Origin of the sequence: Halorubrum ruber (assembly GCF_018228765.1) — an archaeon.
Taxonomy (GTDB): Archaea; Halobacteriota; Halobacteria; order Halobacteriales; family Haloferacaceae; genus Halorubrum; species Halorubrum ruber.
The window spans coordinates 1,379,017-1,391,092 of sequence record NZ_CP073695.1 but is presented as its reverse complement, the minus strand read 5'-3'; the positions used below and the strand labels follow the sequence as shown (position 1 = coordinate 1,391,092).

Genomic DNA, 12,076 nt, shown 5'->3' with positions numbered 1-12,076 from the left:
TTCGGACTTACGACACATGATCGACACCACGCGACACGACGAGAGGGCTCGAACGCGACAGGACGAAACGGACCGAACGCGGCATCGAAGAAGAGCATGACCGTCGGGATCACCGGACTCGGGACGTACGTCCCGGACGAGACCGTCACGGGCGAAGCGATCGCCGCGGAGAGCGGGATCCCGGAGGCGGTCGTCGTCGAGAAGATGGGCGTCCGCGAGAAGCGCGTCTGCCCGCCGGACGGCGACCACGCGACCGACATGTCCGTGAAGGCGGCCGAGGCCGCGCTGGCGGACGCGGACGTCGACCCGACCGACCTCGACGTCGTCGTCTACCACGGCTCCGAGTACAAGGACCACGTCGTCTGGTCGGCGGCGGCGGCGATCACCGACCGGCTGGGGGCGACGAACGCCTATGCGACCGAGAGCTACACGCTCTGTGCGGGCGCGCCGATCGCGCTCCGGCAGGTGACCGCCCAGCTGGAGACGGAGCCGATCGACGCCGCGCTGCTCGTCGCCGCCAGCCGCGAGGAGGACCTCGTCGACTACGGCAACGAGGACAGCTCGTTCATGTTCAACTTCGGCAGCGGCGCGAGCGCGTTCGTGGTCGAGGCGGTCGACGACGGCGGGGACGGGTCGGCCGACGGCGACCCCTTCGACGGCCGAGCGCGGGCGACCGTCCGCGCGAGCGCGGCGGAGACCGACGGCTCGTTCGCCGACGACGTGGTGATGCCCGCCGGGGGATCGAAGCGCCCGCCGAGCGAGGAAACCGTCCGCGAGGGGCTCCACACGCTCGACGTCCCGGACCCGGAGGGGATGAAGGAGCGTTTGGGGCCGGTGTCGCTGCCCGCGTACCTCTCGGTCGCCGACACCGCCTTGGAGCGGTCCGGGTTCGACCGCGACGACCTCGATTACGTCGCGCTCACCCACATGAAGCGGTCGTTCCACGAGCGCGTCCTCGATGAGCTCGGGCTCGACCCAGCGAGCGACGGCTACTACCTCGACGAGTACGGCCACGTCCAGAGCGTCGACCAGGCGCTGGCCACGGAGCGCGGCGTCGAGACGGGTCGGCTGGAACCGGGCGACCTCGTCTGCCTGCTCGCGGCCGGAACGGGGTACACGTGGTCCGCGACCGTCGTTCGGTGGCACGGCTGACCGCTTATAAATAGCGAGGCGTGGGGCGTGTCCCGCAACCTCGCAGGACCGTCGCTCAGAACGTCTTTACGTGGTTTCGCTTGAACCGGACGATTTTATAAATAGAGTCCATCAAATCTCGGCGAGCGCTTCCGGATTCCGGTCGCTCATTTATAACTCGTCGCTAGCGGTTCGGGGACGAATACCGCCACATCCTCGGCCGCTTATTTATAAATAGCTGCTAGCGATTTGGCGGCGAACACCGTCAAAGCCCCAGCCGCGAGGCGGGCGCACGCTCGCTGTGCTCCTCAGTCGCTCGCGCTGCTCGCTCCTTGCGGTGCTTACGTCGTCATCAGAACGCGAAGCGTTCTGATTGGCTCACGAGAGCTTCGCTCTCGTGAACGCCTGCGCCCGCCTCGCGACTGCCCCTTTGAGTCCCACCCCGCACCGCCCCGCACAGCACCTCACCCCTCCCCAACCTCGTCGCTGGCGCCACCGGCGCCAGCGACTCCCTCGCGCGTGCTCCTCGCGTCCTTCGGACGCTCGGAGGCACGCGCCACCGCCTCGACTCGTCGATTATTTATAAACAATACCGACCGGGCGGCTGCTGTCATCGGTCAGTTACTCGTCGCCGTGCGGCACCGACAGCACCGTCGCCTCGCCCGAGAGGACGCGCTCGTCGCGCTCCGGGACGGTCGCAGTCGTCTCGACCGCGAGCCGGTCGCCGCCGAGGTCGTCGATGACGCTGACGCTCGCTTCGACCGTCTCGCCGGGGTAGACCGGCTTCTCGAAAGAGAGGTCTTGAGAGAGGTAGACGATGTCGCCGGAGAGCCGCGCGAGCGCTCCGGAGACGACGGCCGCGGATATGATTCCGTGCGCGACGCGGCCGCTGAACATCGTCTCGGCGGCGTACTCGTCGTCGAGGTGGATCGGGTTCTCGTCGCCCGAGAGCTCCGCGAACGCCTCGATCGTCTCCTCGGTCACCGTTACCTCGTTGGTCGCCGTCTCGCCGACCGTCGCGACTGGCATACCGATCGGTCTCACCGGCGGGGCCTCAACCCCGTGGTTCAGCCTCGAACCCCCGCCGGGGTCCCGCGGCGATCCGGCGATCCGGCCGGGTCAGTCGTCCGCCGGCGCGTCGACCACGTCGGCGTCGGTGGGGTTCGCCCCGCCGTACTCCGCCACGAGTTCGTCTAACCGCTCGGGGTCGTCGGCGTGCGCGAGCGGCTCGTCCGCGGTCTCGCAGGCGGCTTCGACCCCGAGGCGGTCGCAGACGCGGTCCGCGGTCGTCTCCGCCATCTGTCGGTAGGTGGTCAGCTTGCCGCCCACGACGCTGTAGAGGCCGTCGGCGCCGTCGCGCTCGTGGTCGAGCAGCGTGAACCCGCGGGAGATCCCGCGGCGGTCCTGCCCGGCCTCGTCCGGCTCGTAGAGGGGTCGAACGCCCCACCAGGTCCGCACGGTCGGCGCGTCCGCGACCGCGGGGAGCATCGCGGCGCACTCCTCGACGGAGCGCTCCACCTCCCAGTCGGCGGTCTCGTAGTCGTCGGGATCGGAGACGGGGACGCTCGTCGTCCCCAACACGACCTCGCCCTCGTGGGGGACCACGATGTCGCCGTCGTCGGGGTCGCGACACCGGTTCAACACCGGGCCGAGTCCCTCGTACTCGACGGAGACCATCACGCCGCGGCTCGGCGCCATCCCGACCTCGACGCCCGCCAGCTCCGCGATCGAGTCCGCCCACGCGCCGGTGGCGTTGACGACGACGTCGGGCGACAGCGTCGCGTCGACCGAACCGCCGACGCTGACGGACGCAACCTCGCCGTCGCGGACCGTCACGTCCTCCACCGGCGCGTGGGGATAGACGCTCGCCCCGCGCCGCTCGGCGTCGGCGGCGTTGGCCGCGACTAACCGCGACGGGTAGATGGCGCCGTCGGGGACCCGGAACGCCGCCTCGACCTCGTCCGCGAGCCCCGGCGCCGCCTCGCGGGCGTCGTCGCCGTCGAGGCGTTCGGTCTCGATCCCGAGCGACTCGCAGGCGGCGAGTTTCTCCTCTAAGTAGTCGGGGTCGTCGCCGTCGAGGCGGACGAACAGGCCGCCGGTGTCGCGGACGCAGGCGCCGGCGATCGACCTGAGCGTCCGGTTCTCCTCGATACACTCGCGCGCCCCCTCGGCGTCGGCCTCGGCGTACCGGGCGCCGCTGTGGAGGAGGCCGTGCGACCGGCCGGAGGTGCCGCTGCCGAGCCCCCCGCGGTCGACGAGCGCGACGTCGACCCCGCGCATTGAAAGGTCGCGGGCGACGCCCGTTCCCGTCGCGCCGCCGCCGATCACGAGGACGGTCGGGTCGCCGCTCACGGGGCGATCACTCCGGCTCGGGTGCGGTCACGGGCCGCCGCGAGACGCCGCCTACTCGGACTACTGTCGCGCATGGGAACGATACGCATCCGCGACACTTGAGACTGCCGTCCACTTCGGCAAAAACCGCGTTCCTAAGAGCCTCTATTCTTAAAATAGGCCAGCGTCGGGGGTCAGCGCGAGCCGCCGGCGTCGGCCGGACAGGTGTCGACGCCGAGCAGCGAATACAGGCCGCAGGTCCCGGTCGCGGCGGTCCCGAGCATCATGAGGGCGACGACGCCGAGCACCGGAGCCGCGATGGCGGGGAGCGGCGCGGCGTTGGCGAGCGTAGCTAACGAGGCGACACCGGCAAGAGCGCCGACCGCGGTCCTGACGCGCTTGTCCGTCGCACCGACGTTTTGGTTCATGCGCTACAATACGGCACACGACCGTATGAACCTTTCCACCGTCGGTATCTCGGGTCGTCGCGCTCGGTCTGATCGGGCGGACGCTCGCACGGTGGGCGGCGGGAATCGGCGGGGACGCTCGGCCCGCCTCACCCGAAGTCGTCGAGGCCGGTCTGAGAGGTCCCGCCGGCGTCGGTCGCGTCCGCTCTCCCCGGCTCGCCGCGCTCGGCCGCGATCGACCGTGCGGCCTCGATCCCGCCAGACAGCGACGCGCGACGCGCTGTCTCCTCCTCGCCGAGTCGCGCCGCGGCCGCGCCGTGGACCGCGCCGTACCGCTCGCGGAACTCGCTGCGGGCCGCCTCGTAGTCGACGACCGGGTACGGGTACTCCTCGCCGACCCGGACGCCGACCTCGCGCTGGACCGCGAGGGGCGCCTTCTCGGGGGCGTCGAGGTGTGCGGCCGGCAGCGGGTCGAGTTCGGGGACCCACCGCGTGACGAACTCGCCGTCCGGATCCTGATCGCGCACCTGCTTGCGGGGGTCGTACAATCGCAGACCGGGACGGCCGACCAGCCCGCACTGCGACTGCCACTGGGTGTAGTTGATCGCGGCGTCGTCGTCGATCAGGTGCTCGTAGAAGTGGTCCGCGCCGATCTTCCACGGCTGCTGGAGGATATGGAAGTAGACGGAGGCGCACAGCGCCCGCATCCGGAAGTTGAGCCACCCCGTCTCCCGCAGACAGCGCATGCTCGCGTCGACCATCGGGAACCCGGTCTCGCCGCGCTTCCACGCCGCGACGAGGTCGGGATCGTGTCGGTCGTGGTTGAACCCCTCGTAGACGGGGTTGACGGCGCGGTCGAGCCATCCCGGCCAGTCGAGCAGCTTCTGGGTGTAGTGGCGGTTCCAGTAGAGGCGGGAGACGAACATCGACTTGCCGCGGCCGTCGGGCACCTTCTCGTCGACGTGCCGGTGGACCTCGCGGACCGAGAGGCAGCCGAACCGCAGATAGGGGGAAAGGCCGCTCGTTCCGTCGCGGGCGTCGACCGGCGAGGAGATGGAGCCGGGGTATTCCGCGATCCGTTCGGTGAACGCGCGGAGGCGCTCGCGGCCGGCCTCGCGCCCGCCGGTCGGGACGCGCGTCTTCGTCGACTTGACGTCGTACGCGTCGGCGACCGCTTCGGGGTCGATCCCGGTCTCGACGCCGTCGACCGCGACGGATCGGGGGTCCCAGTCGAACGGGTCGGCCGCGAGCCACGACTCGACGTGATCGCTCCAGCCCTCGCGGGGGCGGTCCGCGTCGCGGACCAGTCCGTCGCCAGCGACGAAGCGGACACCGAGCCGCTCGCGGGCGCGCTCGTCGCGGCGGCGCCCGTACCGACCGGTCGGGCTCGCGCTCGCGACGACGTCCCAGCCGGCGTCGACGAACCGCCCCAGCACGTCGATCGGGTCGCCGTGGGCGTACGTCAGCCCGGCACCGTCGACGTCGCGGTACTGGCGGTCGAGGTCGCGCAGGCAGTCGTGGAGGAACTCGATCCGCGCGTCGCAGGCCGCGCCGCGCTCGTCATGGAAGCCGGGGTCGAAGACGAACAGCGGGAGGATTCGGTCAGCCTCGTCGGCGGCCGCCGCGACCGCCGGGTTGTCTGCGATCCGCAGGTCGGCGCGGTGCCAGACGACGGTTCCCGGCGCGCCGGAGAGCGACCGGATCGCTTCCGAGTCGGGGCTCGACGGGAGCCCGGCGTCGCCCGCGGTCATGTGAATTAGTGGTAACGGACCGGCGGCGCAAGGGCCTGTCGGCCGCCGCGGGGTCCGCGGCGGAAACGTTGAATAGGGAGCCGTCACCGTGTTGACATGGATGTCAGACTCAGACGAGACCGACGTACTGCGCGAACTCGCGAAGCTGCCGACGATCGCGAGCCCGCGCGTGTCCCCGGACGGAGAGACCGTCGCCCTCTACTACGACGTCACCGGCCGCAACGAGCTTCACCTCTATGACCTCGACGACGGCTCCCTAGAGCAGCTCAGCGACGGCGACGTTCCCCGGTCGGTCCGGGCCGGGTTCAAGTGGGACCCGAGCGGCGACCGACTGTTCTATCACCGCGACGAGGCCGGCGACGAGCAGCACGACGTGTGGGCGATGTCGCTCGACGGCGAGAGCGAGCCCGTCGTCGAGATGGACGGACAGATCCGGCTCCACGACGTGGGCGAGGACGGCGAAACGCTCCTGCTCGGCTCCAGCCGCGACGGGCAGATGAACCTCTACCGCCACGACCTGCCGAGCGGCGAGACGGCGAAGCTCACCGACTACGACCGCGCGGTCAACGCCGGCGAGCTCTCGCCCGACGGCGACCGGATCGCGTACGCGACCAACGAGACGGACACCTACGAGAACCTCGACGCCTACGTCGCGGACGCGGACGGCGCGAACCCGCGGAACCTCGGGGTCGGCGACCTCGGCGCGGAGGTCGTGCCGACCGACTGGGGCCCCGACGGCGAGCGCCTGCTGATCACGGACAACAGCGCCGACCTCGGCCGGGCCGGGATCGTCGACCTCGGCGGCGGGGACGCGGCCAGCCCGGACGGCGACGCCGCGGACGTGACCTGGTTCGGCGCGGGCGAGTTCGAGGAGTCCCCGAGCCACTTCCTCGACGACGGCGACCGGTTCGTCGCGAGCCGGACGCGCGGCGCCGTGACGGTCCCGGTCGTCTACGACGCCGAGACCGGCGAGGGCCGCGAGCTCGACTTCCCGGCCGGCGTCGCCAGCGTGGCCGACGGCCGCCTCGCGGACGACCGCCTGCTCGCGTACCGGACGACGTCGAGCCGGCGGCCGGAACTAGTCGCGTACGACCTCAGCGCCGACGAGACGGAGACGCTGTTCGACGCGGAGTACGGTCCGTTCGACCCGGACGACTTCGTGGAGCCCGAGACGGTCTCGTTCGCCTCCGACGGCGTCCCCGAAACGCCGGCGCGCGCGGTCGACCACGACCCGTACGAGGAGTTCGAGATCGAGGGGCTGCTGTTCGACTCGGGGCGACGCCCCTCGCCGCTGATCGTCAACCCGCACGGCGGCCCGCGACACCACGACAGCCGGCGGTTCAGCTACCGCGTCCAGTTCCTGCTCTCGCGCGGCTACTCGATCCTCCAGGTGAACTACCGTGGCTCCACGGGGCGTGGCCGCGAGTTCGTCCAGGAGCTGTACGACGACTGGGGCGGCGCCGAGCAGGGCGACGTGGCGGTCGGCGCCGAGCACGTCCTCGACGAGTACGACTGGCTCGACGAGGACCGCGTCGCCGTTTACGGCGGCTCCTACGGCGGCTACTCCGCGAACTGGCAGATGGTCCAGTACCCGGACCTGTACGCCGCGGGGGTCACGTGGGTCGGCGTCAGCGACCTGTTCGACATGTACGAGAACACCATGCCGCACTTCCGGACGGAGCTCATGGTGAAGAACCTCGGCGAGCCGGACGAGAACGAGGCGATCTACCGCGAGCGCAGCCCCGTCAATTACGTCGAAAACGTCGACGCGCCCCTCCTGATCGTCCACGGCGTCAACGACCCGCGGGTGCCGGTCTCGCAGGCGCGCATCCTCCGCGACGCGCTCGATGACGCCGGCTTCGAGGAGGGTGTCGACTACGAGTACGAGGAGCTCGGCGAGGAGGGCCACGGCTCCGGCGACATCGACCAGAAGATCCGCTCGCTGGAGCTGCTCGACGACTTCCTCGACCGCAAAATCGGCGCGGAGCGGACCGCGGTCGCGTCGCTGGAGGGCTGAGGCGGTGACTCCCCGCGTCGGGAGTAGTTGAAAAGGGGTACGGCGGTCAGCGACCGCGAGCTTCGCTTACTCGCCGGTCTCGATCGGCGCGCCGACGAGGTTCCCCCACTCGGTCCACGAGCCGTCGTAGTTGCGGACGTCGTCGTAGCCGAGCAGCTCGTGGAGCAGGAACCACTCGATCGACGAGCGCTCGCCCACGCGGCAGTAGGTGATCGTCGATTCGTCGCCGTCGACGCCGGCGTCGCTGTACAGCTCGCGGAGCTCGTCCGCGCTCTTGAACGTCCCGTCCTCGTTCAGCGTGGTGCCGATCGGTACGTTGCTGGCGCCGGGGATGTGGCCGCCGCGCTGGGCGGTCTCGTTGAGCCCCTCGGGCGCGATGACCTCGCCGGAGAACTCCTCGGGGGAGCGGACGTCGACCATCGGGATCCCCTCCTCGATCGCCTTGTCGATGTCGTCCTTGTACGCGCGGACGCTCTCGAAGGGGCCGCGGGCCTCGTAGTCGCGCGGCGTGAAGTCGGGCTCTTCGGTCGAGAGCGGGTAGTCGTTCTCGACCCAGTACCCCTTCCCGCCGTCGATCACGCGGATGTCGTCGTGGCCGTAGTACTTGTAGATCCAGTAGCCGAACAGCGCGAACCAGTTCGGGACGCGGCCGCCGCCGTACACGACGACCGTCGTGTCGGCGTCGATGCCGCCCTCGCCGTTTCGGGCCGCGAAGTCCGCCTTCGAGACGATGTCGCGCTCGGTCTCGTCGGTGAACACCGCGTCCCACTCGAAGTTGAGCGCGCCGGGGACGTGGCCCTCCTCGTAGGGCGTGTACTCCGACTCGTCGGTGACGGTCGGGTTGTTGATCTCGACGAGCCGGAGGTCCGAGTCGTCGTCCTGGAAGCGGTCCAAGCGGTCTTCGACCCAGTCCGCCGTGACGAGTACGTCTTCTGTCATCACCCGTACTACGGTCTAACGCCGTTTTGAACGTCCGATAATGGCGGTTCTTTCCGGCGCCTGTGACAGCCGGATCGGCGCGCGAAAACGGAAAATTCGACCGCCTCGCGGCCGCTCAGTCGTTTTCTTCGGCTGACACCTACCGGATCACCGTCACGGGCACGTCGGCCTTGTCGACGACGCTTTTCGCGACGCTGCCGACGACCTGCTCGCGCTCCTCCGAGAGCCCCCGGTGGCCGACGTAGATGGCGTCGACCGGCTCCTCGTTCGCGTACTCGGTGAGCGCGTCGGCCGGACGCCCCGTGAGGAGCTGGGTCTCGACGTCGATCGACTCGTCGCCGACCGCCTCCTCGGCGATGCTCCGAGCGCTCTCTAAGACGCCCTGCCCGGCCTCGACGGCGGCCTCCTCGCCCGGGAGGACGATCGTCCCGTCGACCAGCTCCGAGTCCGGCGTCAGCACGTGGGCGATCTCGAGCGTCTCGTAGAACGCGACCGCCTGTCGCGCCGCGTACCGGACGGCTTCGTCGCTCTCCGTCGACCCGTCGGTCGCAACGAGGTAGCTCATACGCGGAAATGGGTCCGTGAGACACATAACTCCTGCCGGGCGTTCCCGGCCGACGACTCCGCGATCGGGTTACTTCTCCCGGCCGCTACCTCCCGCCCGAACCCGGTCCCCGTCCGACGCGTGGATCGCGTCGAGCACCTCCTGAACGCGTGTCGCCTCCGCGAACGAGACGAGGTCGCCGCCCTCGCCCTCAACCGCCCCCGCAAACTCCGTCAGGAGCGCGCTCACGGTGTCGCCGCGCTCGTCAACGAGCGTCTCCTCGTCCTCGCGCCCCCGGTTCCGAACGAGCCGGTACCACGCCGTCAGCGACAGCGACGCCTCGTCGCCGACGACCGTGATCGCGTTCTCCTCCTCGCCCTCGTGGTCGCAGAGCAGGTCGATCGTTCCCCTGACGCCGTCGACCCGGAAGGAGCCGACAACGTCGTCCTCGTAGGTCTCCGGTCCGGAGTAGCCCACGTCGGCGGAGACGGTCTCGATCGGGCCGAACAGCTCCTGAACGCCGAACAGGAAGTGCGTCCCGACCTCGCGGAGCGGGCCGCCCTGCTCGCGCGACTCCAACCACGCCACGTCCTGCCACTCGCGAGGCCACTCCGGGAACCGGAACCGGAGTTCGACCCGGCGCGGGTCGCCGATATCGCCCGCGGCGACCGCCTCGCGCAGGCGGACGAACCCCGGCGTGTAGCGGAACGGGAGGTTCACGGCCGTGACGCGGTCCGTCTCCTCCGCGAGCCCGACGAGTTCGCGGCCCGTCTCCGCGTCCGCCGCGATGGGCTTCTCGCAGATGACGTGCCTGTCGGCAGCGAGCGCGTCGGCGACGACCTCGCGGTGGGCGAGCGGCGGCACGCCGACGTACACCGCGTCGAGGTCGTCGCGCTCGACGAGCGAGGCGTGGTCGGTCGTCGTCTGGGTGCGGTCGGTGCCGTGGTCGGCCGCGAGCGACGCCGCGCGGTCCGCGTCGAGGTCGCAGGCGGCCGCCAGTTCGTATTGGTCGTGCTCCGCGACGGCGGCCGCGAGTCGGTTCCCGATGACGCCGCAGCCGACGATCCCGATCTGTATCACGGCCGACGAGAGCGGGCGAGCGCGCTTGTAGCTTCGGGAGTCGGAACGGGTCGGGTCGGGCCGATTGCGGTCGCGTGGCCGTGATGTCAGGCGTCGTCCAGCGGCCGCGCCACCATCTTGCCCCACGGCTCGAAGCCGTGACGGTCGTAGAACCCCTTCGCGCGCTCGTTCGCGGGGTCGACGTCGAGGACCAGTCGGTCGAGTGGGAGGTCCTGATCGGCCGCGAGCGCGAGCGCGGCGTCGATCAGGTCGTCGGCGACGCCGGTGCCGCGGTGGTCGGGGGCGACGTAGATCTCGTTCAGGACCGCCGCGTCCCAGATCATCGCGGTGCGCTCGGGGAGGACGAAGACGTAGCCGACGACCGAAGCGCCGCTTTCGGCCTCACTTCGGTCGACCGCGACGGTCACGCACCGCTCGTCGTCGGCGACGCAGCGGTCGACCCAGTCGAGCCACCGCTCGCGGTAGGCGTCGGTGAGCTTCCCCTCGTAGGCGGCCGCCTTCTCGTCGCCGCCGGTGTTCTCGCCGAGGCCGCGCTCGAAGGCGCGCTTCAGTTCGTAGAGGCCGTCCGCGTCGCGCTCGCGGTCGTAGGGGCGGAGTTCGGGGGTCACGCCTCGTCCCCCTCCAGCACGAACTCCGCGAGCGTCGGCACGAACGTCCCGATGTCGGTGACCATCCCGATCGCCTGCGCGGAGCCGCGGTCGAGCAGCTGGGTGACCGTTGCGGGGTTGATGTCGACGCAGACGGTCTTCGTCGTCGACGGGAGGCAGTTTCCCACCGCGACGGAGTGGAGCAGCGTCGCGAGCATGATCACGAGGTCGGCGTCGTGGGCCTGCTCGCGGATCGCGTCCTGCGCCTCGACCGCGTCGGTGATCGTGTCCGGGAGCGGGCCGTCGTCGCGGATCGAGCCCGCGAGGACGGTGTCGACGTCATTCTCGACGCACTCGTACATCACGCCCTCCGTGACGATTCCCTCGTCGACTGCCGCCTCGATCCCGCCGGCCCGGATGATCTCCGAGATGGTCCAGATGTGGTGTTTGTGGCCCTTCCGCGGGTGTTCGAGCGTCTCGACGTTCATCCCCAGCGAGGTGCCGTAGATGGAGCGCTCTAAGTCGTGCGTGGCGAAGCCGTTGCCCGCCGAGAGCGCGTCGACGTAGCCAGCGGCGACGAGGTCCGCGAGCGCGTCGCCGGCGCCGGAGTGGATCACGGCCGGCCCCGCGACGACCATCACGTTGCCGCCGTCTTCCTTCACCGCGCGAAGCTCCTCGGCGACCTCGCGGATCGTCGACTCCGAAGGGCGCTCGGCGGAGACGCCGCCCTGCATGAAGCCGAACGCGCCGCCGCCGCTCCGCGGGCGCTCCGGCGGGTTCACGCGGATCCCGGACTGGTCCGTCGCGACGAGGTCGCCTTCCTGGACCGCGTTGAGCGTCTTGGTGTAGGCGCGGGGGGAACCGTCGGAGGCGCCTTCGGGATCGACGACGAGCGCGCAGTCCATCTCGATCCGCTCGACGTCGATCCACTCGCCGTCGTACAACACCTCGGTCGGGTGGTTCGTCGTCGAGTAGAAGTTCGGCGGCACCACCTTGTCCGCGGGCGCCGCGACGAGGTCCACCTCGGAGGGGTCCTCCAGTACGGCGCCGTTCTGGTGGAGCTCGTGGAGGATGTCGCGCAGCGTCTCTGGGTCGTCGGCGGAGACGGTCAGCCGGCAGTACGACTCCTCAGTTTCGTGTTTTCCGACGTCGAACTGCTCGACGTCGAACGAGCCGCCGAGGTCCATCACCGCGCCGAAGCAGCGCTGCATCGTGCCGCTGTCGATGATGTGACCTTCGAGTTCGACGGTCCGCGAGTGCGTCATACGGAGGCGTCGCGCCCGTCGGGG

At 70.3% G+C, this 12,076-nt stretch carries 11 protein-coding genes; 2 read left to right on the top strand and 9 right to left on the bottom strand.

All coding sequences use genetic code 11. From position 1 onward, the window contains the following. Positions 1-96 precede the first annotated feature (96 nt). The gene (locus tag J7656_RS06905; protein WP_017344561.1) at positions 97-1,152 is read left to right on the top strand and encodes a 3-oxoacyl-ACP synthase; all 1,056 of its coding nucleotides are present in this window, start codon (positions 97-99) and stop codon (positions 1,150-1,152) included. A gap of 600 nt (positions 1,153-1,752) precedes the next feature. Here the strand turns inward: J7656_RS06905 and J7656_RS06900 are convergent. The 4 genes from J7656_RS06900 to J7656_RS06885 all read right to left on the bottom strand — a co-directional run bounded on the left by J7656_RS06900 (position 1,753) and on the right by J7656_RS06885 (position 5,620). Further along, the gene (locus J7656_RS06900; RefSeq protein ID WP_017344560.1) at positions 1,753-2,160 is read right to left on the bottom strand and encodes a MaoC family dehydratase; all 408 of its coding nucleotides are present in this window, start codon (positions 2,158-2,160) and stop codon (positions 1,753-1,755) included. 90 nt (positions 2,161-2,250) lie between these two features. After that, the gene (locus J7656_RS06895) at positions 2,251-3,483 is read right to left on the bottom strand and encodes an FAD-dependent oxidoreductase (RefSeq protein ID WP_017344559.1); all 1,233 of its coding nucleotides are present in this window, start codon (positions 3,481-3,483) and stop codon (positions 2,251-2,253) included. Positions 3,484-3,656: 173 nt separating this feature from the next. Then, positions 3,657-3,890 (bottom strand): YgaP family membrane protein, encoded by a 234-nt coding sequence (locus J7656_RS06890; protein ID WP_017344558.1) that lies wholly within the window; start codon positions 3,888-3,890, stop codon positions 3,657-3,659. A 128-nt stretch (positions 3,891-4,018) separates the two neighbouring features. Beyond that, a complete protein-coding gene (locus tag J7656_RS06885) occupies positions 4,019-5,620 on the bottom strand; it encodes an FAD-binding domain-containing protein (protein WP_211554471.1) in 1,602 nt (533 codons plus the stop codon). A gap of 100 nt (positions 5,621-5,720) precedes the next feature. On the opposite strand from J7656_RS06885, the gene J7656_RS06880 reads away from it, so the two are divergent. After that, positions 5,721-7,637, top strand: a complete 1,917-nt coding sequence (locus J7656_RS06880; RefSeq protein ID WP_211554469.1) for a S9 family peptidase — start codon at positions 5,721-5,723, stop codon at positions 7,635-7,637. A gap of 66 nt (positions 7,638-7,703) precedes the next feature. Here the strand turns inward: J7656_RS06880 and J7656_RS06875 are convergent, their stop codons facing one another. The 5 genes from J7656_RS06875 to J7656_RS06855 all read right to left on the bottom strand — a co-directional run bounded on the left by J7656_RS06875 (position 7,704) and on the right by J7656_RS06855 (position 12,052). After that, a complete protein-coding gene (locus J7656_RS06875; RefSeq protein WP_017344555.1) occupies positions 7,704-8,576 on the bottom strand; it encodes a sulfurtransferase in 873 nt (290 codons plus the stop codon). 139 nt (positions 8,577-8,715) lie between these two features. Beyond that, on the bottom strand, positions 8,716-9,141 hold the full coding sequence (locus tag J7656_RS06870) for a universal stress protein (RefSeq protein ID WP_211554467.1): 426 nt from the start codon (positions 9,139-9,141) through the stop codon (positions 8,716-8,718). A 69-nt stretch (positions 9,142-9,210) separates the two neighbouring features. Next, the gene (locus tag J7656_RS06865) at positions 9,211-10,200 is read right to left on the bottom strand and encodes a Gfo/Idh/MocA family protein (RefSeq protein ID WP_211554466.1); all 990 of its coding nucleotides are present in this window, start codon (positions 10,198-10,200) and stop codon (positions 9,211-9,213) included. 86 nt (positions 10,201-10,286) lie between these two features. Further along, on the bottom strand, positions 10,287-10,808 hold the full coding sequence (locus J7656_RS06860) for a GNAT family N-acetyltransferase (protein ID WP_017344552.1): 522 nt from the start codon (positions 10,806-10,808) through the stop codon (positions 10,287-10,289). Beyond that, on the bottom strand, positions 10,805-12,052 hold the full coding sequence (locus J7656_RS06855; protein ID WP_017344551.1) for an ornithine cyclodeaminase, nickel-pincer nucleotide-dependent: 1,248 nt from the start codon (positions 12,050-12,052) through the stop codon (positions 10,805-10,807). Before J7656_RS06855 ends, J7656_RS06860 begins: the two co-directional genes overlap by 4 nt. Between the last annotated feature and the right edge of the window lie 24 nt (positions 12,053-12,076).